Annotated in this window: 21 protein-coding genes; 12 read left to right on the forward strand and 9 right to left on the reverse strand. The window is 60.3% G+C overall.

Annotated elements, in window-relative coordinates; all coding sequences use genetic code 11:
- The first annotated feature begins 30 nt into the window (after nucleotides 1-30).
- The 5 genes from H4J77_RS13355 to H4J77_RS13375 all read left to right on the forward strand — a co-directional run bounded on the left by H4J77_RS13355 (nucleotide 31) and on the right by H4J77_RS13375 (nucleotide 5252).
- A complete protein-coding gene (locus H4J77_RS13355; RefSeq protein WP_182248818.1) occupies nucleotides 31-840 on the forward strand; it encodes a cysteine hydrolase family protein in 810 nt (269 codons plus the stop codon).
- A complete protein-coding gene (locus H4J77_RS13360) occupies nucleotides 837-2084 on the forward strand; it encodes an amidase (RefSeq protein WP_182248820.1) in 1248 nt (415 codons plus the stop codon). Before H4J77_RS13355 ends, H4J77_RS13360 begins: the two co-directional genes overlap by 4 nt.
- 302 nt (nucleotides 2085-2386) lie before the next feature.
- Nucleotides 2387-3784, forward strand: coding sequence for an 8-oxoguanine deaminase (locus H4J77_RS13365; RefSeq protein ID WP_182248822.1), 1398 nt, complete (start codon nucleotides 2387-2389; stop codon nucleotides 3782-3784).
- Nucleotides 3785-3886: 102 nt separating this feature from the next.
- Nucleotides 3887-4765, forward strand: a complete 879-nt coding sequence (locus tag H4J77_RS13370; RefSeq protein ID WP_235869749.1) for a cache domain-containing protein — start codon at nucleotides 3887-3889, stop codon at nucleotides 4763-4765.
- A 205-nt stretch (nucleotides 4766-4970) separates the two neighbouring features.
- The gene (locus H4J77_RS13375; RefSeq protein ID WP_123890480.1) at nucleotides 4971-5252 is read left to right on the forward strand and encodes a hypothetical protein; all 282 of its coding nucleotides are present in this window, start codon (nucleotides 4971-4973) and stop codon (nucleotides 5250-5252) included.
- Between the two features lie 22 nt (nucleotides 5253-5274).
- Here H4J77_RS13375 and H4J77_RS13380 read toward each other — a convergent pair whose 3' ends face one another.
- The 3 genes from H4J77_RS13380 to H4J77_RS13390 are packed head-to-tail and all read right to left on the reverse strand — an operon-like array spanning nucleotide 5275 to nucleotide 7398.
- Nucleotides 5275-6054, reverse strand: a complete 780-nt coding sequence (locus H4J77_RS13380) for an NAD-dependent deacylase (protein ID WP_182248824.1) — start codon at nucleotides 6052-6054, stop codon at nucleotides 5275-5277.
- Nucleotides 6055-6101: 47 nt separating this feature from the next.
- Nucleotides 6102-6911 carry a class III extradiol ring-cleavage dioxygenase gene (locus H4J77_RS13385; RefSeq protein WP_182248826.1) on the reverse strand — a complete coding sequence of 270 codons (810 nt, stop codon included), beginning with the start codon at nucleotides 6909-6911 and terminating at the stop codon, nucleotides 6102-6104.
- Between the two features lie 22 nt (nucleotides 6912-6933).
- Nucleotides 6934-7398 carry a DoxX family protein gene (locus tag H4J77_RS13390; protein WP_123890483.1) on the reverse strand — a complete coding sequence of 155 codons (465 nt, stop codon included), beginning with the start codon at nucleotides 7396-7398 and terminating at the stop codon, nucleotides 6934-6936.
- A gap of 104 nt (nucleotides 7399-7502) precedes the next feature.
- On the opposite strand from H4J77_RS13390, the gene H4J77_RS13395 reads away from it, so the two are divergent.
- Genes H4J77_RS13395 through H4J77_RS13405 form a run of 3 tightly spaced genes read left to right on the forward strand, consistent with a single transcriptional unit; the run spans nucleotide 7503 to nucleotide 11149 of the window.
- Nucleotides 7503-8441 (forward strand): LysR family transcriptional regulator, encoded by a 939-nt coding sequence (locus H4J77_RS13395; protein WP_182248828.1) that lies wholly within the window; start codon nucleotides 7503-7505, stop codon nucleotides 8439-8441.
- Nucleotides 8442-8501: 60 nt separating this feature from the next.
- On the forward strand, nucleotides 8502-10415 hold the full coding sequence (locus tag H4J77_RS13400; RefSeq protein ID WP_123890485.1) for a DUF294 nucleotidyltransferase-like domain-containing protein: 1914 nt from the start codon (nucleotides 8502-8504) through the stop codon (nucleotides 10413-10415).
- Nucleotides 10412-11149 carry a 3'-5' exonuclease gene (locus H4J77_RS13405; RefSeq protein WP_182248830.1) on the forward strand — a complete coding sequence of 246 codons (738 nt, stop codon included), beginning with the start codon at nucleotides 10412-10414 and terminating at the stop codon, nucleotides 11147-11149. Before H4J77_RS13400 ends, H4J77_RS13405 begins: the two co-directional genes overlap by 4 nt.
- Nucleotides 11150-11262: 113 nt before the next feature.
- Here H4J77_RS13405 and H4J77_RS13410 read toward each other — a convergent pair whose 3' ends face one another.
- The 3 genes from H4J77_RS13410 to H4J77_RS13420 all read right to left on the reverse strand — a co-directional run bounded on the left by H4J77_RS13410 (nucleotide 11263) and on the right by H4J77_RS13420 (nucleotide 14118).
- On the reverse strand, nucleotides 11263-12933 hold the full coding sequence (locus tag H4J77_RS13410; RefSeq protein WP_182248832.1) for a BCCT family transporter: 1671 nt from the start codon (nucleotides 12931-12933) through the stop codon (nucleotides 11263-11265).
- Between the two features lie 285 nt (nucleotides 12934-13218).
- Entirely contained in the window at nucleotides 13219-13902 is a 684-nt protein-coding gene (locus H4J77_RS13415) for a TetR/AcrR family transcriptional regulator (RefSeq protein ID WP_182248834.1), read from the reverse strand.
- A 24-nt stretch (nucleotides 13903-13926) separates the two neighbouring features.
- Nucleotides 13927-14118, reverse strand: coding sequence for a hypothetical protein (locus tag H4J77_RS13420; protein WP_123890489.1), 192 nt, complete (start codon nucleotides 14116-14118; stop codon nucleotides 13927-13929).
- 161 nt (nucleotides 14119-14279) lie between these two features.
- Here H4J77_RS13420 and H4J77_RS13425 point away from each other — a divergent pair, with 161 nt between their 5' ends.
- From H4J77_RS13425 to H4J77_RS13440, 4 genes are all read left to right on the forward strand, one after another.
- Nucleotides 14280-15284, forward strand: coding sequence for an amidoligase family protein (locus tag H4J77_RS13425; protein ID WP_182248836.1), 1005 nt, complete (start codon nucleotides 14280-14282; stop codon nucleotides 15282-15284).
- Nucleotides 15281-15952, forward strand: a complete 672-nt coding sequence (locus H4J77_RS13430) for a gamma-glutamyl-gamma-aminobutyrate hydrolase family protein (RefSeq protein ID WP_182248838.1) — start codon at nucleotides 15281-15283, stop codon at nucleotides 15950-15952. The genes H4J77_RS13425 and H4J77_RS13430 overlap by 4 nt, the downstream gene beginning before the upstream one ends.
- Nucleotides 15953-16151: 199 nt before the next feature.
- Nucleotides 16152-16475, forward strand: coding sequence for a hypothetical protein (locus H4J77_RS13435; RefSeq protein WP_123890492.1), 324 nt, complete (start codon nucleotides 16152-16154; stop codon nucleotides 16473-16475).
- A gap of 334 nt (nucleotides 16476-16809) precedes the next feature.
- A complete protein-coding gene (locus H4J77_RS13440) occupies nucleotides 16810-17196 on the forward strand; it encodes an NADPH-dependent FMN reductase (protein ID WP_182248840.1) in 387 nt (128 codons plus the stop codon).
- A 28-nt stretch (nucleotides 17197-17224) separates the two neighbouring features.
- Here H4J77_RS13440 and recD read toward each other — a convergent pair whose 3' ends face one another.
- The 3 genes from recD to recC are packed head-to-tail and all read right to left on the reverse strand — an operon-like array spanning nucleotide 17225 to nucleotide 26395.
- The gene (gene recD, locus H4J77_RS13445; protein ID WP_182248843.1) at nucleotides 17225-19291 is read right to left on the reverse strand and encodes an exodeoxyribonuclease V subunit alpha; all 2067 of its coding nucleotides are present in this window, start codon (nucleotides 19289-19291) and stop codon (nucleotides 17225-17227) included.
- Nucleotides 19281-22916, reverse strand: a complete 3636-nt coding sequence (gene recB, locus H4J77_RS13450; protein WP_182248845.1) for an exodeoxyribonuclease V subunit beta — start codon at nucleotides 22914-22916, stop codon at nucleotides 19281-19283. The genes recD and recB overlap by 11 nt, the downstream gene beginning before the upstream one ends.
- A complete protein-coding gene (gene recC, locus H4J77_RS13455; protein ID WP_182248847.1) occupies nucleotides 22913-26395 on the reverse strand; it encodes an exodeoxyribonuclease V subunit gamma in 3483 nt (1160 codons plus the stop codon). The genes recB and recC overlap by 4 nt, the downstream gene beginning before the upstream one ends.
- Nucleotides 26396-26485 lie beyond the last annotated feature (90 nt).

Raw genomic sequence — 26485 nt, forward strand, 5'->3', positions numbered from 1 at the left:
CAATCCGCATGCCAGACAATGGAGACCTCAATGACTACCGAATTTCAGCCGCTGATCAAAAGTCGCAATGGCGTTCTGGGCAGCGCCAGCAATAATCGTTGGCAAGCCAGCGTTGAGCTGGTCGACATGACGCCAGCCCCTGCAGCACCGGTAAGGATTCAGCTCACGTGCGAGCCGCAGTCAGTCATCATTGACCTGCGCCAGAGCGCAATCGTGGTTATCGATATGCAGAATGACTTTTGCGCAGCCGGTGGCTGGGTCGATCAGATGGGTACCGACCCAAGCCCCAATCGAGCGCCTATTGCACCACTTCAGGGCCTGCTGCCCGAGCTACGCGCCAAGGGGGTGCCTGTCATCTGGGTTAATTGGGGAAATCGCCCGGACCTGGCCAACATGCCGCCGAACCAGATTCACTTATATAAGAACAGTGGCGAAGGCGTCGGTCTGGGCGATCCGCTGGACAGCAACGGCGCGCCCGTATTGCAGAAGGATTCGTGGGCGGCAGCGGTAGTCGACGAACTCGCCCCCGAGGCCAGCGATATCTGCGTCGACAAGTACCGCATCAGTGGATTCTGGGATACACCGCTGGACAGCATACTGCGTAACCTGGGCGTCAAAAGCGTGCTGTTTGCCGGAGTCAATATTGACCAATGCGTACTGCACTCACTGACTGATGCCAACTTTCTAGGCTACGGCTGCGTACTGCTGGAAGACTGCTGCGCCACGCTGTCTCCCGACTTTTGCACCCAGGCCACCATCTGGAATGTGAAGAAGTGCTTTGGTTTCGTCACCGACTCAAAACGCCTGATCAGCGCCATGCAGGCGACTGTTTCGGTATGAACAGCTCGCGCTCTGAACCATCGATCTCGGCCAGCCGCTCGCGCGCATTTGTACCGGGCGCCTCCTGCCGGGTTGCCGCAACCGGGAGCGGTAAACTGAACGGACTGCGTTTTGCGGTAAAGGACCTGATTGATGTGGCGGGATACATTACCGGCGGCGGCAACCCGCACTGGCTCGCCGAGCAGGTGCAGTCGACACGGCATGCCAGCGCCGTTGCCAGACTACTAGCGGCGGGTGCCAGCGTGCGTGGCAAGACGGTCACCGATGAGCTGGCCTTCAGTCTGGAGGGCGAAAACTGGCACTACGGTACACCTGTCAACCCACGCTGCCCCGACTGCCTGCCCGGAGGCTCCTCAAGCGGTTCGGCGGCTGCGGTCGCCGCCAGGCTGGTGGACTTTGCTCTGGGTACCGACACCGGCGGATCAGTACGCATACCCGCGTCATTCTGCGGACTGTTCGGCATGCGCCCCAGCCAGGGTGCCGTTGCCATGGACGGCGTCATTCCCTTTGCTCCCAGCTATGACACCATCGGCTGGTTTACCCGCAGCGCCGAGATGCTGGCCAGCGTGGGCGAGGTACTATTGGACAACGGCGAGGTAGCCACGTCCCACTCTGCGCCAACCCTGCTGATCGCCAGTGACGCCTTTGCCCTCTGCGATCCGGCGGTCGCCACGTATCTGCAAGGCGCTGCTACGGCACTGGGTGCAACACAGCAGATCGAGGTGTTCAACGGCGATTGGCAAGCCTGGCTAAGCAGCTACCAGATACTGCAGGGCGCAGATATTCGCATGACACTGGGTCCCTGGCTGGAACGCGTGCAACCCCAGTTCGGTCCCGCCATTGCGCCGCGTTTTGCCCAGCTAAGCGACATCAGCGATCAGCAAATACGTGAGGCTGGTGCACGACGCACGAAGTATCGCCAGCAACTGCAACAGCAACTGACGAACAACCAGATCTTACTGCTGCCAACCTCCCCCACCACGGCACTGGCCAAAGCATCGAGTGCCGAGCAGCGCGGCGACTTCTACGTCCGCTCGTTGAGTATCAGTGCTATCGCCGGTCATGCCGGGCTACCGCAGGTCAGCGTACCGCTTGGACTGCTGCACGGTAAACCGACCGGCCTGTCGTTCATTGGCGCACAGGGCGCTGACGGCCAACTGCTGCAAGCGCTGCCTGCCTGGGTCAGAGTACTGGAGGACAGCGGATTCGGCGCCAACTTACCTGCCGCGGAAACACTGGCATGACCCTTGCTGGATAATTTTGTGCGTCTACCCATGGCTGTCTCTCCAGCGCGCACATGAACTAACCGGACTTCATGCCAGATGACCCCGCAGTTGACCATCATGCCCAGAGCCAACGCCGGCCGCCCTCACCGCTCAGCTTGGCAGGTGAGCTACGTGCCTCATTGGCAAGAGTCTGCCTTTCCCTTTCAGCTCAACTGAGCTGCATCGTCGTACCGAAAAAACCTTGCACTGCCACCGCCTGAAGCGGTGACCAATACGACTGCATGCCAGCCGCACCGGCTGGCACTGAACAAGGCATAGCCATGAGCATTCAATTACTCGACCATATCGATTACCTCGCCACCTTTGATGATCAGCGCCGCGAGATCCGCGATGCAGCCATACTGATCGACGGCAACAAGATCCTCTGGGTTGGCGCCAGCGCCGACAAGCCGGATGTCGTCGCTGGCCAGACCCACAACCTGCGTGGCCACGTGGTGATGCCAGGCATGGTCAATACACACCACCACATGTACCAGAACCTGACGCGCGTGATGGCGCAGGACGACGAGCTGTTCACGTGGCTGAATACTCTCTATCCCATCTGGGCCAAGCTGGATGACGATGCCATCCACGTCAGCAGCAAGGTCGCCATGGCCGAACTCATGCTGTCCGGTTGTACTACCGCTGCAGACCACCTGTATATGCTGCCCAATGGCTCGACGCTCGATAGCCAGATCGCTGCGGCAGAGGAAATGGGCATTCGCTTTCACGCCTCGCGTGGCGCCATGTCGCGCGGACAAAGCGAGGGCGGTCTGCCTCCGGACAATTGCGTCGAAAAAGAAGAAGACATACTACGCGACGCCGAGCGGCTGATTCAGCGCTATCACGACCCGGCAGCGCAATCGATGCTGCGCATTACGCTGGCGCCATGCTCACCATTTTCGGTTACCCCTGGATTGATGAAGGACGCCGCGCAACTGGCGCGAAAGTACCCGGGCGTGCGCCTGCATTCGCATCTAGCGGAAGAGCTGGACGAGGAGGAGTACTGCCAGCAGATCTACGGTATGCGCTCCGTCGCCTTCGCCGAATCGGTCGATTGGATCGGCGACGACGTCTGGTTTGCCCATGGCATTTTTCTAGATGATGCCGAGATCGCACTGTTCGCCCAGACCGGCACCGGCGTCACTCACTGCCCCAGCGCCAACATGCGCTGCGGCCAGGGCATCGCCAAGGTACGCCAGATGCTGGATGCCGGCGTTCCAGTTGGGCTGGGTGTAGATGGCTCGGCCTCCAATGACTCCAGCAACCTGTTTCTTGAAGCGCGCCTGGCGCAGCTGCTGCAGCGGGTGGCGCCGGCACGTTATCGCTCGGAAGCACCCGGCGGACGCGGTGGCTTTGGCGGAGATCCGGGCGCGCTGTCGGCCCGTGAAGCACTGGAGATGGCAACTCGCGGCGGCGCTCGTCTGCTCGGGCGCGACGATATCGGCCATCTGGCCACCGGCATGAGCGCAGACATCATCGCCGTGAGTACCGAACACTTGTCCTTCGCCGGCACCCAGCGAGACCCGCTCGCAGCACTCATCATGTGTGGTCCTTTTACCACCAGCCACAGCTGGATAAATGGGCGTTTACGGGTAACCGACGGACGCCTGATCGATCACCAGACCCCCATCCTCCTGCGTGAACACGAGAGGGTAATGCAACGAATTTATCTGTAACAGCAACAGAGCCCAGACAGAGCTGCGTATACTACTAAGCTGGAACAGGGGCACGTGTCTGTGTGCCCAGCATGACGTTAAAATCCCGCAGAGGAATGCTCAATGAAGATGTTTGCCCGTTTCATACTGTGCGCGCTGGCGCTCAGTACTGTTATTGCCGCACCCACTTACGCCGATACCGCCGTTGCCCCGGGCTACGAAGAAGAAGCTGCTCGCGCTTCCGCCTTGTTGCAAAAGGCCGTAGCCATGTACAAGGAAGAGGGTAATGCCGCATTCGCCAAGTTCAGTCGTCAGGGCGAGTTTACTGATGGCGACCTGTACGTTTACGTACTGGACCGTAACGGCTACATGCTGGCCGCCGGTGGCCCGTCTGCCGCACTGATTGGCCGGGACGTTTCGCCCCTGCTGGATGAGGAATTGAAAGAACACCTGGCGACCGCCCTGCAGCAGCCGGATTCAGATCAGATCCACAGTGACGAATACCGCTGGAAGAACTGGCGTGACGGCAAGGTAGAACGCAAGCGCGTTTACTATCAACTCTATGACGACAAATCCTTTGCCGTAGGCTATTTCGTCAACCGCTCCAGCCCCGCCGCCGCAGAGCAGCTGCTGGACGATGCGGCGCAGGCTATGCAGGCTGACGCTGAGGGTACTATAGAACGTATCAATCGCCTGGACCCCGAGTTCAATCGTGATGACCTTTACGTTTTCGTAGCCGACCTGGACAGCCAAACCATGGTTGCCCACGGCTACAACCGTCGCCTGGTCGGCATTCATTTCCCGGATATGAAAAATCGTGAAGGGATGCTCGTGGGGCAAAAGCTGATTGACGCCGCTAACGCGGGCGAGACCTCAGTTAGCTATGTATGGCCCAACCCGGTCACCGGCAACAATGAAGAGAAAGAAACGCATATCCGCAAAGTAGGCAACTATCTGGTCGCGGTTGGTTACTACCAAGAGATCAGGTCTGCTGGGGAGTAAAGCTCAACAGAACTAAGCCACTAGGCTAAAGACAGAACCGGCCCCAAGCATTTGGGCGCCGGTTTTTTATTGTCTTTTATTCGTGCTTGGCAATACCTCGAACCTACAGCCAGGAAACAGGTCAGATGCTACAGCACAGCAGAAAAGAGGTGCGTCAAAACGCTCGCGCTGCCGACTGTGCAATCGATAACAAGAAGAGGCAATTATGATTACGCACTTTATGCACGACGGAAAACTTGCCTGTGGCCGTGAAGGCGACCTGACCAGCACAACGCTGCTAAAAAAGGTTAAATGCCGCAACTGCCGTAATACCGAAGTATTCAAACAGGCTCGCCGCGATCAACGCAACGCTGCAAGACGTGCCTCACGAAGCGCCAGTACCGCACACAGCGCCATCGCCTGGCGTGCTGGCTGGAGCAAACAGCTGGCAGAGCTCAAAGGGCCTCAACGCCTGCCCCGCGGCTTTGGCAACCAGCCTTTCGTTTGAATCAGTCAGCCAGGTGGCAGCGCTATTTGCCACCTGCCTTGGCTGTATTGAACGCCTCGCGCAACAGTTCTGGTAATACCTGCCCAGCCAGCCCGGGCAACACCCATTCTCGCCCTATACCCAGCGCCTTCGGCTCAGGATTAACATGAACCACCCCCGCCCCGCTGCGTAAGGCGATCTCTGGAATCTGCGCAGCGGGATGCACCACGCCGGAGGTGCCGACCGACAAGAGCAGGTCGCAGTTGGCCGCTGCGGCAAAGGCAGCTTCCATCACCGGCACCGGCAAGCTTTCACCAAACCAGACCACACCAGGCCGCACCGCGCCACCGCACAGGCTGCATCGGGGCGGCGCCAGGCGACGTCCTTCTGCTGGCTCCTGCGGCGCTGCATCAGGCAGCGAATAGTCTTCATTACAGTCAAAACAACGCGGCTGTTGCAGACTGCCGTGCAGGTGCAAAACCTTAGTGCTGCCAGCCCGCTCATGCAGATCATCCACGTTCTGGGTAATCAGCGTCAGCTTAGGAACATGCTGAGCCAGCTGCGCGATCGCCCAGTGCGCCAGGTTGGGTTGGCTGGCCAATAGCTGCATACGGCGCCATTCATACCAGCCCCACACCAGCTCAGGATCATCAATGAACGCGTCTGGCGTAGCCAAACGGGCTGCGTCAAAACGCGACCAGAGTCCGGTCAAGGCATCGCGAAAAGTAGGGATGCCACTTTCTGCCGACACACCGGCGCCGGTGAACACAACGACCCGTTGAGCTGCACGCAGCTGCGCTGGTAATGCCTGGTCAAATTTCATCTAATGCGCCTGAATTGAGCCTTTGACGCATACTGACAGAGCGCGAATTAGCCGGCAAATACATAGCCTGCCAGCGGCACGCCCATGGCAACATCGCGAAAGGCACACACACCCGGGTCACGGCCAGCGGCGCCAGCTACCACATGCAAAGGCAACAGATGCTCTGCATCAGGGTGCGCCAAACGCGCTCCAGGCGCCTGGCGCCAGTGCGTTAGCGCCTGGTTGCGCTGTGCCTCGGGCAACACCACAATCTCCGCCAACCATTGATCAAACGCCAGAGCGGCCGGGCTTGAGTGAGCCAAATTGGAGCGCATCAGCGGAATGTTATGAAAGCTCATGCCGCTGCCGATAATCAGCACGCCCTGTTCCCGCAGGGGAGCAAGTGCCTTACCTAGAGCAATGTGACCGGCCGCGTCCATATCAGCCTGCAGCGATAATTGCAGGACGGGAATATCCGCTTGCGGGCAAACCAGCTTCAACGGCACAAATACGCCATGGTCCAGTCCGCGCTGATTATCAGTCGCTACTGCCATGCCCGCCTGATCAAGCAACGCGGCCACTTCAACGGCTAACTCAGGCGCGCCAGGTGCTGGCCATTGCAACTCGTAGGTGTGCGGTGGGAAGCCGTAATAATCAAACAACAGCCCAGGGGCTGCATTAGTGTTCAGAGTAAATACCGCTTCTTCCCAATGGGCGGAAACTACCAACAGTGCTCGCGGCGCTACACCCAAAGTAGGCAGTAGCTCGCGAAGCCAGGCCTCCATCCGCCTCCAGGTGTCGGCCGGCTCCCACTCCATAAAGAAGCAGGGGCCAGCGCCGTGGGGAAGGAAGACGGTCGGCATCATCACAGTAGACATGCTCGACTCCTCGTATACAGGATCAGATAGGGAGGCGCAGGCGGGCATCCAGCGAGAAGCGATCACCGCCGCGCAGGAAGATGCCGAAAGCCGTCAAGGCCCAGAACAGCGGGTATTCAACGCCACCGTTAGTCCAGAAAAAGCCATTAGCCATGTGCACCGTAAGCGCCACACCCAGCATAAAGGTGATTGCCAGTGCCGCCGGACGAGTCAGCAGGCCAAGGACCAGCGCCAGGCCACCGAAGAACTCGACCAGGCCAGCCAACAAGGCAAACAGTACACCCGGCTGCATGCCCAGGGTTTCACCGAAAAACTGGCCGGTGCCTTGCAAACCATAACCACCAAACCAGCCAAACAGCTTCTGCGCACCGTGGGGCATCAGCATCAAACCCGCAGTAATGCGAATCAGCGGGTAGCCCAGGGGCGCTAAGCGCGCGATGAAGGCTGGACCTGGGGTAGCAGTACTGCCTGTATTCTGATTATTCATGAGTGTTCTCCATCGGCACTTTGCCGAAAAACAGGTTGTTTGTGTTGCTGGAAAACATCCTATAATCGTTTCCAATTTCACGTAAGACAGCTGAAAAGGAACTCATGGTTGATAAATCGGAAACCCTAGGCGGCGCACTGGAAGATCTGCAGGCATTCTGCGCCGTCATTGAGTTCGGCAGTATTTCCGCTGCAGCGCGCCAGCTGCAGGAAACCAAGGGTGGCGTCAGTCGCCGTATATCTCGCCTCGAGAAGCGTCTGGGAGCTGCGCTGCTGGCACGTACCTCGAGGGCGGTGAGTGCGACTGAAGAAGGTACCGCCTTTTACCTGAAAGCACGCGACGCCCTATCGCTATTGAGCGAAGCAACCCACGATGCACGTCAATCCGGCTCGGTGCCACAGGGGCATTTGCGTATCACGGCGCCTATGGACCTGGGGATCGACGTACTCCCCCCCATACTGGTCCGCTTTCGCGCGCAACACCCGCAAATCAGCATTGAGCTGCTATTGACTGATAGCACGCTAGACCTTGCCGCCAACCGCATAGACCTCGCACTGCGGGCAACACCTGGCAATCTGCCCAGCATGAACTATCGCGCATCCATCCTCTGCGCCTTCACCATGAACCTTTACGCCGCACCCAGCTATCTCAGCGAAAACGGCTCACCGCAAATCCCGCAGCAACTGCCTGAACACGCCCTGGTCGCAGGCCGCGAGCTGGCGGGTGTGACCAGTCTGGCAATGCAAGACCAGCGCGGTCGCAACACCGAGTTGTTAGTGCAGCCCAGTGTTCGTACCAGCGACTATGCCAGTGCGCAACGCCTGCTACTAGCCGGCGCGGGTATTGGCTCACTGCCTGACCTGGTCGCTGCCAGTAGCCTTGCCAGTGGCGGATTAGAGCAGGTCTTACCTGACTGGCATCTTAGCCGGGGAACGCTCTACGCCATCAGTCTGGGCGGCGCCGAAGCACCCGCGAGGGTTCGCGTGTTCCGTGAGTTTCTACGCAGTGAACTAGTGCAGCTCCAAGGGAAAAGTCAGGCGTAAACCTGACCAAAGGAAAGATAGCCATTACACTGACCTCATACACTCAAGGCTGGAACCCGCATGCAGATTGAGCTGATCGAAATACGCGACCACTTGAGTCGCTTTCCGCCATTCGATGAACTGCCCGAAGAGCAGCTCAACGATATTGCTCGTCAGGTAGAGATCGCCTACTTCAAGGCAGGTACAGAGATTCTCACCTTCAACCAGGAGATTCACGAGCTGCACTATGTGCGCAGTGGCGCGGTTGATATTTTCCGCCGCAACGGGGATCTGTATAACCGGCTGACGGAGGGCGGCATTTTCGGCCACTTCGGTCTGCTAAGGCATAACCGCGTGCGCTTTCCGGCACGCGCTATCGAAGATACCCTGCTCTACTACATTCCCGGCGTACTCTTCGACCAGCTCTGCGAGCAATATGAAAACTTCGCCGACTTTGTCGAGGCCGAAGGTCAGTCACGGCTCAAGGCAGCGGTCGACAATGGCCGCGCCAGTGAGCTGATGAAGATCAAGGTGCGCAAGCTGATCTCGCGGCTGCCGGTCACCGTACCGCTGACTACGACGGTGCAACAGGCCGCACAAGTGATGACCGAACAAAGCGTTTCATCGCTGGTCGTAGTCGACCCGCAGACCAGCTGGCCCAATGCCGAGCGCGTGCCTGTCGCCGAGCCACATCACGCCGTCATGGTCGGCATCATGACCGACCGCGACTTCCGCACACGCGTATTGGCCGAGGGCCTGCCACTGGATACACCAGTAGCCAACATCATGTCGCCCAATCCCATTACCGTGCAGGGCGACGATACCGTGTTTGAGGCCATGCTCAGCATGCTGCGCAATAACATTCACCACCTACCCGTGGTGCAACGCCGGCGCCCTATCGGCCTGATTAATCTCAGCGACATCATCAAGTACGAATCACAGAGCAGCCTGTATCTGGTCAGCAGTATCTACAACAAGCAATCGGTCAAAGAGCTGCAAAGCCTGCTGCCGGATGTACGCGCCACCTTTGTGCGTATGGCCCGTGACGAAGCCAGCGCACACATGATTGGCAGTGCGATGTCGGGCATTGGCCGCAGCTTCAGCCAACGCCTGCTCGAGCTCGCCGAGGATCAGTTCGGGCCACCGCCGGTGCCCTACTCTTACATGGCACTGGGTTCCATGGCCCGCGATGAACAGCTTGTAGTGACGGACCAGGATAACGCACTGGTGCTGGATGACAGCTTTGATCCCAAGCTGCACGATGAGTACTTCCTCAAGCTGGCTACTTTCGTCAGCGATGGCCTGGCAGCATGCGGTTACACCTACTGTAAGGGTGGAATCATGGCGACCAACCCCAAGTGGCGCCAGCCGCTCAAAGTATGGCGCCGGTACTTCACTGACTGGATCAACAACCCCAAGCCCGAGGCCTTGCTCAACAGCTGCATTTTCTTCGACCTGGATAGCGTCTACGGTGAGTCTGCAATGGTAGAAGAGCTACAGGAGCTGCTCGCCGAGAAAGCCAGCCGCAACGAAGCCTTTCTCGGTGCCTTGTCGCGCAACGCCCTGAATCGCACACCGCCACTGGGTTTTTTCCGCACCTTTGTGATGGAAAAAGACGGCGAGCATAAAAACGTGATCAATCTGAAGCGTCGCGGCACCGCGCCGCTGACCGACCTGATACGCGTACACGCGCTGGCCTGCGGCTCACGTGCGCAGAACTCATTCGAGCGCCTGGATGCGATCGCCGCGACTAAACTGATGCCACCCGAGGCGCTGGAGCGTTTGCGTTACGCACTGGAGTTTCTCTCGCTGGTGCGAATCAAGCATCAAGCCCTGGCTATCGAGGAATCGGTCGAACCTGATAACGACATCGAGCCGGAAAATATCTCTGCCGCCGAGCGACAAGCGCTGAAGGACGCCTTCCAGGTGCTAAGCAATGCGCAAAAATTTCTGCGCTTCCGCTACCCACACATGCCGGCCACCCGTCCACTATGATCCGCTTTACGCCAGGCTCGCCCGAGCCAGGACAAGCCCCGCCGGACTGGCAAGATCAGTTGGCGCAACTGGCAGAGCACGCGCAACATCCAGCCCTGCAGGCCTTCTATCAGGCGGGTTGCCCCGCAGCTGACTGCGCTCTGGATGACGCGCCACTGATCGCACTGGATATCGAAACCACCGGCCTCAATACCCGTCACGACGCCATTGTAAGCCTGGGCATGGTGCCGTTTAGCCTGGAACGGATTCGATGTCGTGATGCGCTCTACCAAGTAGTCAAACCCACCAGCGAGCTAAGCGACGAATCCATTACCTTCCACCGCATCACTCACTCGGATATTCATCAAGCGCCGCGTGTGGCCAGCGTCATTGAGACCGTACTGGAAGCACTCGCTGGCAAACTGGTAGTCGTACATTACCAGGCCATTGAGCGCGGCTTCCTGGATCAGGCCTGCCGGCAAGTACTTGGGGAAGGCCTGCAGTTTCCGGTGATTGACACCATGGAGCTGGAAGCTCGCTTGCATCGCGGTGATAGCGAACCCAATGTATTTCAGCGCATGTTCGGCAAACGCAAACAGTCCATCCGCCTGGCCGACAGTCGCCTGCGCTACAACCTGCCGCTCTATCAAGCGCACCACGCGCTGACCGACGCGATTGCTACGGCGGAGTTGCTGCAGGCTCAGGCGCTAACCCATTACAGCCCGCAGGTGGCGGTCAGTCGGCTGTGGAGTTGATTTCGTAAGCATGGGTAACACCTGACGCAGGCCATATCATCTGCGGCTCACCAGCATACGGCCACAAAAAAGCCGGACCCAAATGGCCCGGCTTTTTCTGCACCGCGTTAATCTTACTTGCGCGGCTCGCTCATCAAACCTTTGACGATCGCGATACAGCCAACCAGTAACACCACGGTAAACGGCAGACCGGTAGACACCGACATTGCCTGCAGCGCGGCAAGACCACCGCCCAACAGCAATGCGATGGCAATCACGCCTTCACTGATTACCCAGAACACACGCTGTGGTACAGGTGCGTTGACCTTGCCGCCAGCGGTGATGGTGTCGATGACCAATGACCCCGAGTCAGATGACGTAACGAAGAACACAATCACCAGCACGATGCCGACAAAAGACGTGATTTCCGTCAATGGCAGCTCACCCAGCATGGCAAACAACTTAAGTTCCAGTGCTGCTTCCTGCACACCGGTGAAGCCATCAGTCACGAACTGGCCAATAGCAGTGCCACCGAACACGGTCATCCAGAGCACGGATACCAGTGAGGGCACCAGCAATACGGCAATCAGGAACTCACGCACGGTACGGCCACGGCTAACCCGCGCAATGAACATGCCGACGAAAGGTGACCAGCTGATCCACCAGGCCCAATAAAACGCAGTCCAGCCCTGAGTAAAGTTAGCGTCCTCACGACCGATCGGATTAGACAAAGCAGGCAAGTTGGTAACATAGGCCAGCAGGTTATCGAAGAAACCGGTGGCAATCGCCAGTGTCGGCCCAACAACAATAACAAAGCCCAGCAACACGATAGCCAGCACCATGTTGATCTCGGACAGACGTTTGACGCCTTTATCCAGACCAGCCAACACCGATAACAGTGCCAGACCGGTAATACCGGTAATCAACAACACCTTGGTCACGTTGCCAGAGCTAAAGCCAAACAGGTAATGCAAGCCCGCTGTTGCCTGCTCAGCCCCCATACCAAGCGAAGTAGCCAGACCGAACAAGGTCGCAAAAACGGCCAGGATATCGATGATATGCCCCGGCCATCCCCAAATACGCTCACCCAGAATGGGGTAAAAGATAGAGCGAATAGTCAGTGGCAGACCCTTGTTAAAGGAGAACAGGGCAAGCGCCAGCGCGACGACCGCATAGATCGCCCACGGATGCAGGCCCCAGTGAAAGATGGTTGCGGCCATACCCAGGCGCGCCGCTGCATCGCTATCACCCACGGCACCTGCAAGCGGGGCCCAGTCAGTGCGCAAGCCGTCTTCACCCACAGCTACACCGCCAAGAGACGAAGAGAAGTGCGACATGGGCTCGGAGACCCCATAAAACATCAAGCCAATGCCCATGCCCGCAGCAAAGAGCATGGAGAACCAGCCCAGATAGTTATAGTCCGGCTTGGCATCCATACCACCAAGGCGCACTTTACCCAACGGCGATACAATCAAAAACAGACACAACAAAACGAATATGTTGGCAGCACCGATAAAGAACCACGCCATGTGCCCAGTAAGCCAACCACGCAGAGCGGTAAACAGCGGAGCGACTTCACTCTGTAGCGCCAGGGTCAACACCACAAACAAAACGACCACCAAAGAAGAAATGGTGAACACCTTGCCGTGGATATCGAGATTGAAGATGAAGTTGCCAGAAATATTGTCCTGGCCGATGACATAATCGGTGTCAATCAGGTTGGAATCGCCGCTAGGCGCTGGGATGCCATCTTGAAGAGGTGGCTCCTTTGATGGGTCGTGATCATTCAATGGTTCTTTTGCCATTTGAAGTGCTCCGATGTGCTAATGGCGCGGTAAAAACAACCGCGTTCTGATTACTACTCCCAGCGCACAGGCGACAGGGCAGCAACAATTGACAGCCCCACAAGGGACCTATGAAGTGTAAAACACGTATTGGCATTGCAGCGTTTTCCGCATACCGGAAAGCCTCGCTGCACGCTATTCCTAATGTAATACTGCGCACATAATAGCCATTGGTTAGCCATTAGGGAAATCGCGCTGCAGCCAATAGCCTACCTTTTCGCCGCTATTGGCCTGCTATTCACGACCTTATCCCGCTATATCCTGCAGCACAGAGGCGCCAGCAAAAAGCATGATGATCTGCTCATGGGCCAGTTCCAGAATATTATCGCGACGCTCCGGCTCGGCTATAAAGTCGAGCGAAAGGTGGAACAGGTTGCGGCTGAGCAGCGCGGCAATCTGGTTGATTCGTGCTGCGCTTATACTTGATGGCGCCAACCCCAGCTCCTGAATATCGGCCGCCATATCCTCGGCAAAACCGTTCATCTGCTCACGTAACTCAGCACGCAGCAGCTCCGATGGGCCATGCAGCTCACGCCCGGCAATAACGACCGAATCGCGGTGTTCAAGGACGTAATCGAAATAGAGCTTAACCGTCTGTTGCGCCACCCGCCGACCACGCAGTGCGGCCTCCTGCGTCGAGTCTGTCGTGTTATCAGCGATGCTCTGCTGCGCTGCCTGCCGACGCAAAGCCCGCAGCGGACCACGCAACCTGTCGTTGCCTTCGCGCAGCAATTGCAGACCCAAATCATCCATATTGCGGAAGTGGCGGTAAAACGTGTTGGGATTCAGGGCGGCTTCACGGGCTAACTCGCGTAGCCCAAGGCTGGAAATACAGCGGCTGCTCGCCGCCAAACGTATTGCTGCATCCATCAGGGCACGCTTGCCCGGAGCCTCCGTGGATTGGCGGCGCCTCTTTTGACTATCTGTCATGCGACTCCAGTTTCATCCTGGCTTTCAGCGTGACTGCGATTCAAGTATCTGCAACACCAAGTTCGCATTGAAACCATACTCTTTCATGAGCGCCTTCAACTCATCGTTGAAGGCGAGCTCCTCCTTTAAGCCGGCATCCTGCTTCAGGCTTTCCAGCTGCGCCAGCTGGTCGGCAAGCAAGCGCTCAGCCGCACGAAATTCGGACAATTTGCTCATAAGCTACCTGTTAAAGGTGATTAAAAAGAAGGGGTACATGGACTTCACTGAATTCTACACCAAGTCGCCGTAATTGCAGTTGTCATCAGTACTGCGGGTGCGCATGCCGATGAACTGCATGTTAGTCTTGTTTGATTAACCACAGAAGTGGAGAGATTCCGATGCCGTCAAAGCCCACCGCGCTTAACCTGCCACCGCTGACCAAAACTGCCGAGGGTGCGCAGCGGCGAGTCGGGGTAGAGCTGGAAATGAACGGCCTGGAGCTCGGTCAACTAAGTGCGCTGGTTGCCGAGCATTGCGGATGCACTATAGAGCAAACCAGTCGTTACGAACGCACGCTTAAGGGTGACCCGGCAGGTGACTGGATTGTCGAGCTGGATTCTGCCCTGCTAAAGAAAATGGGACGTACCGAGCACCCTGAAGACCCTACCTCTGCTGAAATTGTCAGCTCCGCAGAAGACGCCATCATGTGGGTCGCCGAGTCGCTGGTCCCCTATGAGCTGGTTAGCCCACCGCTACCGCTGGATCGCCTGAACATCATCAACGAGTTGATTGCGCTGCTGCGCGACGCAGGAGCCAAAGGCACCGCCGACCGCCTGACCAACGCCTTTGGCATGCAGTTCAACCCGGAGGTGCCCGCTACCGACGCACGGACACTAACGGCCTACCTCAAGGCGTTTCTCTGTCTTTACGACTGGATTAACCAGCGCGCCAGCATCAACTTTGCCCGCCGCGTCACCACCTACGTAGACCCTTTCCCCGGCGCTTACGTGCGCAAGGTTACCGCAACCGACTACTGGCCGGACTTGCCTACACTGATCGATGATTACCTGCTGCACAACCCAACCCGCAACCGCGCGCTAGACATGCTGCCGCTGTTCCGCCACCTCGACGAGCCCCGCGTGCTAGCGCGCACCCAGGACGAACTGATAAAGCCACGCCCCACCTTTCACTATCGCCTGCCCGATTGCCTGATCGACCAGCCTGGCTGGGACCTGACTCCGGCCTGGAACGATTGGCTTGAAGTAGAGAAACTGGCTAACGATCACGAACGCCTGCAAGGCTGCTGCGGTGCCTATCAAACCTATCTGGGACAGGGTATCGGGCGACTGCTCGACAGCTGGCCCGAACACTTGACCCGCAACTGGCTACCAGACGTCCGATGAGTAAACCGGTCATTGCCATTACCGGCCCGAGCAAAGGCGCCGCGGGCCCTCGTTTTCTGGTTGCCCAAGCTATTCGGTATTACGGCGGCGAGCCACTGCAGCTTAAACCCGGGGACGAGAAGCGAAACCAGTCCTATCAGGGCGTCGTGGTCACCGGTGGTCACGACATCGATCCTGTGCTCTACGCGGCAGAACCCGAGGTAAAGCCCAAATACGATGCGGCGCGCGATACCTTGGAGTCAGCCATTATCGATGATGCGCTCGCCCGGGAACTGCCGCTACTCGGCATCTGTCGCGGCGCGCAACTACTCAATGTGCGCTGTGGCGGCGATTTATTTCAAGATCTCAAATCACGCCGCAAGCTGACCTCCAACCGCCGCACACTGCTGCCGCTGAAGACCCTATGCCTGGAGACCGACAGTCACCTGGCGCGATTGCTGGGTGTTGACCGTGGCAAGATCAACAGCCTGCACAATCAGGCCATCGACAAGGTGGGTGAAGGATTGGTGATCAGCGCACGCGACCTGGACCATATCACTCAGGCCATCGAAGCGCCGGGGCGACGCTTCGTGATCGGAGTGCAGTGGCACCCGGAGTTTCTGCTCTTCATGCGCCGTCAGCGGCGGCTGTTTCAGGCCTTGGTGACGGCTGCGCGGGAAGTGGGATAGCAGAGCGATACCAAACCAGTTAGTGGCGCTTCTTTTAGCCCTACAAAACTTGGCAGAATTGCCCCTCTTCGGCGTAAATACACTCACCGACACCGTGTATTGAATGCCTGCCCAGCCCCAGCAGTACGCAACCTTGAACACAACTGTGTCGGTGACCTACCTGACATTCCGTCCCAACCAATTCAAGTCGGAGTAGCCCATGCCAACCGATCCGTTGAAAACCCTTTCCGACCTGGTCAGCGATGCCCATGCGCAAATTCAAGCGGCGCATCAGCACATCAACCCGGTGGTAGAAGTGCGCCAGAGCATGCGTGATGCCGGCATACCCGCAGATGTGCTCACCCTAGACTGCTTAAGCACCCAGCGTCGCATAACCCTGATACTGCACGACCAGCAGCCCGGCGTGGTGTTCTACCAGTTCGTGACACGGGAAGAGGAGGTCGGCGGTGAATTCAAGCAAATTCTTCTGGCGGACATGAGCAGCGCCACACTATTTGATTGGGTGCAGGATTATTTCGGCTGAATTTAGCCGATCTTTCACCGCAAGATCGTATGTAAATAGGTGTTGCGGTCAACTTCTGGCGTCGGCAAGCCCGGCAAAAAATCCTTGCGACCCTCGGCGTGCGTAACGTCCACCATCAAACCCGTCATCACCGAATTCATACCAGAGGCGCAAGCGGTACATTCATCTTGTAGTAGCCGCTCTACCGCATAGGCATAGGCATAGTCAAACTAACCGATCCAAAAGCCTGCGCTATAGCGCTGCCGTCCAACGCTTGCGCGCATGCAAGTAAGCCGCTGGTTCGCAAACCTAACCGCAGCAAAAAGCCGGCAGCCCAGCCAAGCAAGGCTTCTTCATGAGCACGCGCATTGTCCTGATTGCCGGCTCCAATCGCCCTGACGCCCAGAGCAGCCGCGTAGCACTTTGCCTGGCGGGGCGCCTGCAGCACCTTGGCGCTGAAACCGACATAATTGACCTGGCCGCCACGCCGCTGCCGCTATGGCCCGAGGAGTCGCCAAATAATCCCTGGCAGGGGATGGTCGACACGCTAAATGCGGCACAGGCAGTGGTGGTGATCACCCCGGAATGGCACGGCATGGCCTGCCCGGCAGTCAAGAACCTATTCCTTTACGCGGGCCGCCGCGAGCTGGCACACAAACCGGCACTGTTATATGCGAGCGCTATGCAAGCACTGCACGAGCGTCATCGTAGCCCGCCGGCCGATTTTATGAACGTAATGTAATGAACGGCATGTAATGAGCGAAATGTGATCAGTCTGGACCGGGGCTCAAGTCCAGTCCGCTGATCCGCCGTACCGGCGTTTGCACGGCCGCCTCGAACACACCGGGGCGGCTTTCCAGCAAGGTAAACTGACGGCTGGCTCGGGTAATCGCGGTGTAAACCAGCTCCTTGGTCAGTACCGGATTGCGCGCCTCCGGCAATACCAGTACCGCGTGTTCGAACTCCGACCCCTGGCTTTTATGTACCGTCATCGCAAACACGGTTTCAACTTCGGGCAGACGACTGGGCAGAACAAAGCGAATGTTGCCGCTCCCATCGTTACGCGCAAACGCCACGCGCAATGCATCGGTTTCAGCCTGCCCCGCGATCAGGGCCGGCTCGCGAATCCGCAGGGCGATACCTATGTCGCCGTTCATCAAACCCAGACTGTAATCGTTGCGCGTCACCAGTACCGGACGACCTTCGTACCAGAGCTGCTCGCTGCGCAGCAAGCCGCGCCGCTGCAATAACGCAGCAACCCGCTGATTGACCGCTTCTACCCCCCACTCGCCACGCCGCACGGCGCAGAGCAACTGAAAGCGATCAAATGTCTTAAGCACCGCGCGCGCCCAGTCTTGCCAGAGCGGATCAAGGGCAGCTGTCGATGAGGCCGGGCGCTGCTGATCCAGCACCTGCAGGTATGCAGCGTAGCCCGGCAACCCGGTGTCGCTGTCACTGCCCAGCGCCAGCGCGGCAAAGCAGGGATCACTGGGGCCAGACAAGCGCTGGCTGCGAATATCGGTGAAATGGCCCCGTGTAAGTAGCTCGCGCGCCTGATCGGCAGCGCAGCGATTGACAGCGCGGGCCAGCTCGCCAATACCGCTGTCTGCACCAAAGCGATGGGAGTGACGGAGCATAGCGGTTTGCTGCGCCAGCGCGTGCTGGCTGTCGTCTCCGATGTGCAACTGCGCCGCTGCCAGCGACTGGCCACTGACCTGCTCCAGCCAATCACGGGTCTGCTTGCTGTAATAACCGGCGTCCGCGTCGCGGCACAGGTCGCCCAGCACGGCCCCGGCTTCCACCGAGGCGAGCTGATCCTTGTCACCTAGCAATACCAGTCGCGCCTGCGGCGGCAGCGCGGCCAGCACGTTGGCCATCATTTCCAGATCGATCATCGAGGCCTCGTCCACCACCAGCACATCCAGCGCCAGCGGGTTACCCGCGTGATGGCGGAAGTGGCGGCTGTCCGGCAGGCTGCCGAGCAGGCGGTGCAGCGTGCTGACCTCGGTCGGGATGGCGTCTTTCACCGCGTCATCGACCGGCAACTGCCCCACTTGCTTGCCGATGGACTCGGTCAGGCGCGCAGCGGCCTTGCCGGTAGGTGCGGCGAGGCGAATACGCAGCGCTTGGCCACGCTCGACGGCTGGCGTCTGCAACAGTGCCAGCAGCCGCACAACGGTGGTGGTTTTACCGGTACCGGGGCCACCGGTAATAATGCTGAAACGCCCACGCGCCGCGAGCGCGCAGGCGATGAGCTGCCAGTCCGGCTGCTGCTGACTGTCGGCAAACAGCGCCTGCAGTCGTGAGGGCAAGTCATCCGATACGGGCATCGGCTGCAGGCGTGCACGCAGCCCTTCCACTACCTGCCGCTCGTATTGCCAATAGCGCCGTAGATACAGCCGCGAGCCAATCAGCACCAGCGGGCAACTGCCCTGCTCCGGTTGCTGGCTGTCTACCACCCGACTCGCCTGCAACGCCGCACGCCAGCTGTCCAGCGTAACGCCCGCCAGTACCGCCGACGGCAGCGGCGTATCGATCAGGCTCTCCCCTTCCGGCGGCAGCGACAGGGCAAAGTCCGGCTCGGCCAGCGTAGTCGCCAGATCGAGGCAAACATGCCCATGGCCCAACTGGTGGCTGACCAGCGCCGCCGCCAGCAGCACTGCCGGGCTGGTTTCCGGCGCCTGCTCCAGCAGAAACCCGGCGAAGGCCCGGTCCAGCGCCCGCAGCCAGCCGTTGGCTAGCCAGTCGTCCAGCAGCTGCAGCAGCGCGTCGCTGCTGTCCAGCTGCGTTGCGGATACGGGCAGCGCGCCCAGCAGGTCCAGTTGATCACCCTGCATGGTCAATCTCCTCGACCGGCTGGCCGGCGAACAGGCGGTCCAGCGTTTCAATCAGCTCGCGCGGCGGGCGCTGATGGCAGAGGCCGCCGTTTTCCGCGTCCACACCCCGCATGAACCAGTAAAGCGCGCCGCCGATATGACGGTCGTAATCGTAGTCCGGCAGCCGCGCCTGCAACTGGCGGTGCAGCGCCAGCAGGTAGAACACGTATTGCAGGTCGTAGCGGTGCTCCAGCAGCGCACGGCTCATGGCCGCCTCGCTGTAATCGGCCGCCGTTGCACCCAGCCAGTTGGACTTGTAGTCGAGCACGTAATAGCGCCCCTCGTGCTCCAGCACCAGGTCGATATAGCCCTTGAACAGGCCGTTCAAGCGGTCACGCTGCAGCGCCGGACGCGGCTGCCCGTCCAGCGTCATCGCCGTGACCAGCCGATCGATCTGCTGCACGTCGACCTTGCTGGCGGCAAACATAAAGGCCATTTCGCTCTGGTAACGCGACGGCGGCAGCTCACCCAGCGCCAGCTCGGTACCCGGCACCAGCCCCGGGCGCTGCAGCAATTGCCCCAGCCAGTCGCTCAGGCACTCACTCCACTCTCCCCAGCCACGGCGCTGGCAGCGCGGTGCCAGCCAGCGGCGGCAACGCTCGGCATCCTGCAGCGCTCCGAAGCCTTCCTGCGCCGTCAGCTCCAGCAGACCGTGCAAAAAGGTGCCGGGCTGCGGGCCACGGGGGAACCGGTGAATGCTCGGCTGCTCGCCACGACGCAGCGGCACAAAGCGGCTCTGGCGCTCGTCGTCGGCAATCCATTCTGCCAGCGCGCTGTCGGCACTCTCGCCGCTGAGCGCCAGCGCACTGTAGGAGCCGATCCACCATGCATCGAAGCGACCGTGTGCCGGGCTGCGAGCATCGACCAATGCCGGGCCATCATCCAGCAGTGGCAGTCGATCATCACGCGGCTCCGGCGCTGCCTGCAGCGCAATTACCTCGCCGTCCGGCTGCCAGCGGGTCAGCCAGTCTTTCAGTTGAATAGATGATTCCAGCGCCGCGCCACCGCCCAGCAGCCAGGCAATCGCGCTGTGGTGCAGCACCGATTGCTTGTTGTTGCCGCTCTTGAGGTCAGCCATGCCCAGCCAGCAGGCGTGACGCGCGCGGGTCAGCGCCACATAGAGCAAGCGCAGATCTTCACCAAGCCGCTCGCGGTCAGCCTCGGCCACCTGATCGGTGTTCGGCTTCAATACCCAGCCGTCGCTCAGACGCAGCGGCTGATCCGCCCGCACCGGACGGCTCAGGCAGATAAAGGGCAGGAACACCAGCGGGTACTCCAGGCCCTTGGACTTGTGGATGGTCACCACCTTGACCAGCTCGGCGTCGCTTTCCAGCCGCAGCACCTGCTCATCCGCAGCCCCCTCGTCCGCCTGCCGAATCAGCTCTGCCAGGTGGCGAATCAGCGCCTGCTCGCCATCCAGCTCGCGGGCGGCGCGCTGCAACAGCTCGGCCAGATGCAGCAGATTGGTCAGCGCGCGCTCGCCATCGTCCTGCTGTTGCAGCCGTGCCGGCAGTTCAAAGTCGTGCAGCAGGCGGTGCAGCATCGGCAGCACACCCTGGCGCTGCCAGATGCGCCGGTAATCACGGAACTGATCGACCCGCTGCTCCCACAGGCGCTCGTCCTGATTCAACTGTTCCAGCGCCTGCCAGTTGAGGTGCAGGCTGTGGCTGGCCAGCGCCGCGCGCAGCAGGCGGTCGTTTCCGGGCTCGGCACAGGCGCGCAACCAGCGCAACACATCCTGCGCCTGTTGGGTTGCCAGCACCGAGTCCTTGTCGGACAGATACACACTGCGCACGCCGCGGGCGGCCAGCGCATCACGAATCAGCTGCGCCTCGCGACCGGTCCGCACCAGCACCGCCATGTCTGCCGGGCGCACCGGCGCAAGCGGCTGGTCGCTGCGGGCAAACCCGGCGCTGCCCTGCTGGCCTGCCTGCAGCAGCGCGGTCATCTCGCTGGCACAGCGCTCGGCCATCTCCCGTCGGTAGACATCGCCAGTCAATGGCTCTTCCGATTCCAGCAACCAGGCGGTCAAGGCCGGCGCGGGCTCACCGTTGCAACACCAGACCTCCTTTCGCCCGCGCGCCTGCACCGGCAGAAACGGCATGGGGTTGTCATCACCCTTGCGAAACAGAAAGGCGCCAGCGGCGAAGTTCTGCTCGGCCTGCTCGAAGACCCGATTGACCGCCGTGACCATCGCCTGGCTAGAGCGGAAGTTTGTATCCAGATTCTCGTGCCGCCCGGCGGTGTCGCCACGGGCGCGCAGGTAGGTATGAATATCCGCCCCGCGGAAGGCGTAGATCGCCTGCTTGGGGTCGCCAATCAGCAACAGCGCACAGTCCTGATCGTTTTCCGCTACCCGGTAGATGCGATCGAAAATGCGGTACTGCAGCGGGTCGGTATCCTGAAACTCGTCGATCAGCGCGACCGGAAACTGCAGACGGATAACCTCGGCCAGCCGGTCGCCATTGGGGCCCTGCAGCGCCGCATCGAGCCGGGTCAGCATGTCATCGAAGCCCATTTGCGCACGGCGGCGCTTTTCCGCCTCAAAGCGCACCGACATCCAGTCCGCCGCATGGCGCAGAGCATCGCTGTCCGGGTTAGGCAGCGCAGCCAGCGCCTCGCGCAGTTGCGGCAAGCCGCGCAACGCCGGGTGATCGGGTACAGCGCCCTTCTTCCAGGCCTCGCCGAGGCCGTCTTCGCTGAGCCGGGCCCAGGCCGCCGGCGGCAGTTCAAGCTTTATCTGTTCCGGCGTCAGCGCCCATTGGCGCAGGGTCTCAAACCAGGGCGCGTAGTAGCGCTTCTGAATCTTGCGCTTGTCGACCACGCCCTGCTCGACCGCCTGATCCAGCAACGCTTCCAGCTCATCGGCCCACTGCACACAGGGCACCTTGAGCGCGGCCAGTTCGGCATCACGCTGGTTGAGCACCTGCTCCAGCAACGCCTGCAGTTCGGTAGCTGGCGCAGCGGCTGTCGGGTCGAACAACCGGCGCGCCTGCGCCAGCAACGCGTCCGGCTGGCCCCAACCGGACTGCACCCAGGCCAGCGCACTGCCGTGCAGGTGATAGCAATGCAACCGCCAGTAATCACGCGCGACCTCGGCCAGCAGATCACGTTGGTCGGTTTCCAGCGTTTGGGTAAACAGGCTGCCGCTGTCAAAGGCATGCTCGCGCAGCATGCGCTGACACCAGCTGTGAATGGTCGATACCGCGGCTTGATCCATCCACTGGGCGGCGATATCCAGCTTACGCGCGGCGCTGGCGTGCTCGGCTTCAGGGATATCCGCCAGCAGGCCGGCGAGAATCGGGTCCGGTTCAGTCAGTTCACCACGGAACGCCTGTGCGCCCTCTACCAGCCGCGCACGGATACGGTCGCGCAGTTCCTGGGTCGCGGCCTCGGTAAAGGTCACCACCAGCACGTCCGGCGGCAGCAGTTCACGGCTGAAGGCACTGTCGCCCTCGCCATGCCCCAGCACCAGCCGCAGATAAAGCGCCGAGATGGTGAAAGTCTTGCCGGTACCGGCACTGGCTTCAATCAGGCGACTGCCACGCAGCGGGCAGCGCAGGGCCAGAGGGCGTTGGTTGCTCATGCTTGGTCCTCCCCGGCCGGGGTAATCATCAACCATTCATCCTCAATCGCCTGCGCCAGCGGATGATAGAGGGACTGTGCCCAACCGATAAACTCGTCGTTCGCCTGCAGGCTGGCAAAGTCGGGATAGCTGCGTTGCAGCGCCGGGCTGCCGTCGACCTCGCCGCGACTGAAGTCGTTGCCCTGGTAGCAGAGCCGCGCGGCACCGAGGCGCTTTTCGTCCTTGCCCTCGGTCAGCCAGGCGAAGGCGGTTTCCACAGCGACCGGCAACGGTCGGCTCAGGCCGTGCAGATACCCCAGCAACCAATCGCGCACGATACTGGCGGCGCGTTCCTGCTCCAGCGGCAGCAGCTGAATGCTGGCATCAGCGCCGATCAGACAGGTCGTGAGCCGGTGACCAGAGGCCGCAGCCAGCACGTGCTGGCACAACTCGCCCAGCAACTTGCGCCAGCGCAACGCGCCCTTTTTACCGAGCAGGCTGCCGGTGACCAGCTGGACCCTCATCAGGCCGTCCAACGGAGCACAACGGCGCACGCCGGCAAGCCAGCTGACCACTTCGATAGTAGCGTCCGGTGTGCTCGCCACCGCCTGCAGCAGCAACGGATTTTCCAGCGGCTGATCCCACAACAGCAGTTGCTCACGGAAGCGCTCAAGCTGTCCGCCCAGGGGCGCAACCAGTTGCGCCAGGGTCAGCTCACCGAAACCTGCCAGCGGCAGGCTGCCGCGCTGCTGCAGGCGGCTGGCCTGCTCAAGCAGCAGGGCCTGCCAGTCATCCTGCAAATCGCCCTGCTGCACCTGTTCCAGCAGCCACTGGCTGAGCTGGTGCCGTTGCAGGCCGTCGAGTGCAAAGGGTTCGTCGTCTTCGCTGGTGCTGTGCTGCTCCTGCAGCCAGACCTTCAGCCGGGCGGCAAAAAAGTGCTCAACCGGGTTACGCAGAAAGCGCTGCAGCGCCAGCAGCTCGATGGGCGCTTCCAGCGTGGCCGGTGCCAGCGGCTGGTCTTCATCATCGCCAGCACGGGAGTTGTGCAGCTGACGCCACTCGCGGGCATAGCTAAACAACGCCGAGTCGGCAGAAAAATAACGTCGACTGAATGGCTGCAGAGGGTGTTCGGTGGTCAGGGCCGCAAGCAAGTCTCCGCCATCGGGCAAACACCACCCGGCCGCCAGATGGTCACGCAACTGACCGACCAGTACCGACGGCGGACGTTCGCTGTTGTCGCGGATGCTACGCCCGACCCAACTGATATACAGCCCATCACGAGCCGACAGCAGCGCTTCAAGCAGCAGGTAGCGGTCATCCTCGCGGCGCGAGCGATCACCGGGGCGGTAGTCGCGCCCCATCAAGTCAAAGTCCAGTGGCGGCTGCGCCCGTGGGTAATCACCGTCGTTCATACCCAATAGACAAATCCGTTTGAACGGAATCGCGCGCATCGGCATCAGGGTGCATACATTCACCGCGCCGGCCAAAAAGCGCTGGCTGAGCTGCGACTGGCCTGCGCCGTCCAACCAGGCCTCGACTACCACATTGAGCGGCAGTGGACTATCCAGCTTGACCGCCTCACATAGCTCCAGCCAGTTGGCAAGGCTCTCGTGCAATTGCGCCAGCAGCAGCTGATCACGCTCGGTATCGACGCTAAAAAAGTCTTCCAGCAACTGCCGCAGACGCTGCCCCCAGACCACCGGCGCGGCGGGCTGGCGTAGCTGCTGCTCGTACTCATCCAGACGCTGCAACAGCTGACTCAACGGTCCAATCAACGCAGCGTCCAGCCCGCCGATTTCGTCATAGGGCTCGATACCCTGCCAGGCAGTCGTCCCCCCACCAGCGTAACCGAGCAACATGCGGCGTAATCCGAAGCGCCAACTGTTGGCTTCCAGGCCAGCCGGCATACCCAGTGCTTCGCGACGCTGCTGATCCAATCCCCAGCGCACCCCGGCGCCCTCAATCCAGCGGTGCAAGGTAGGCAACTCAAGCTCATTCAGCTCGAAGCGGTTACGCAAGGCCGGCACGTCCAGCAAATCAAAGACTTCGCTGACTGGCAGACGACTGTCCGGCAGGCGCAGTAAATGCTCCAACGCAATCAGCAGCGGCTCCTGACCCCGCTGGCCCTGATCGGCTAGGGTATAGGGAATGGCGCGCGGATCATCAGGGCTGTACTGGCCGAATACCGCCTGGATATGCGGCGCATAGGTATTTACGTCTGGCACCATTACGATAATGTCGCGCGGCTTCAACGTCGGATCGTTGGCGAAGGCGTCGAGCAATTGATCATGCAGGATTTCCACTTCGCGCTGCGGGCTGTGGGCAAGGTGAAAGCGCAGCGAATGGTCCTGCTCGGCCTGCAGTGCTGGCCAGTGCTCACGGGTTTCAGTGAGTGGGCGCAGCTCAAGAATGTCGCTCTGCAGTTGCGCCAGCAGATGACTGCCCTGCGGCTCATCAAACAGGTCTACGCGGCCACCATTGATAGCGGCAAAGCGTGCCTCGTAGGCGGCGCGTTCATCATGCTGATCCAGTAGATTGATGTAGTCGCGACCTTGCTTACCCCAGGCCGCCAGCAGCGGGTGCGCATGCTGGTGCAGGGTGCTGTCGTCGAGCTGAACCGGCGCGCCAGGGCGGCGTTGCTGGCGACGATACTGGTGTCGCAACAGATCCTGATCGGCAACGATATCGCCCCAGTGGAACTGGCAGGGGTTAAGTACGCCCAGCAGTACCTGACTGAAGCGTCCGATCACCGCCAACGCCTCCAGTGTCTGGGCCGGCAACGATGAAATACCAAATACAATCACCCGGCGCGGCAGGCTCGCCGGGCGCTGCTCGGTATTCAACAGGTACTCAACGAAGCGCGGGTGAATACCGGCACGGCTATCACTCAGCCGCTCGATCCCTACATCGGCCAACACCGCGCGCCACAGCGCCGGCTGCCAGACTTCTTCGGCTTCCAGTTGACGAAATCCCTCACGCGCCAGGCCAATACGGTCCTCGCCCGCGGCCCAGTCATTCAGCCAGTCGGCACGATAAACCTGATATTGGTCAAACAGATCAGCCAGCCGTTCGGCCAACTGATAGCGCTTGCGGCAGTCGCTGTCATCGGCCAGAAAGCGTTTCAGCGGAACGAATTCGGGCTGCTCAAGTAGCTCTGGCAGGAGTCGCATCAACCGCCACAGCAGCGGTTGTTTGTCGAGCGGCGACTGCTCTGGCACCGCATCGCGGCCCAGCACGCCCCGGTAGCTGTCCCACAGAAAACGCGCCGGCAGTTGCACATCCAGGGCGGCGGCAATGCCGCTGCCGCCCTGGTCCGTATCGGCCGCGAGTGCCATCTGCAGCCACTGGGCGATACCGTTGCTTTGCACCAGTATCACTTCATTCTCCAGCGGCCCGAGGGGATGCGTGCGCATCCAGTCGACCACCAGCTCACGCAGGGTTTCCAGGCGATTGCCATGGATGATCATCAAACCGGGGGCGAGCGTGTCGGCGTCCTGCATGGCGGCTCCTGTCAGCGGGGGGGAAACGACGGCAGTCTGACATAGCCCTGCGACAAAGCCAGTCGCAGGGCATAACAATCAGTTTATCTG

It is taken from the genome of Pseudomonas sp. 5Ae-yellow (genome assembly GCF_014077575.1).
Classification (GTDB): domain Bacteria; phylum Pseudomonadota; class Gammaproteobacteria; order Pseudomonadales; family Pseudomonadaceae; genus Halopseudomonas; species Halopseudomonas neustonica.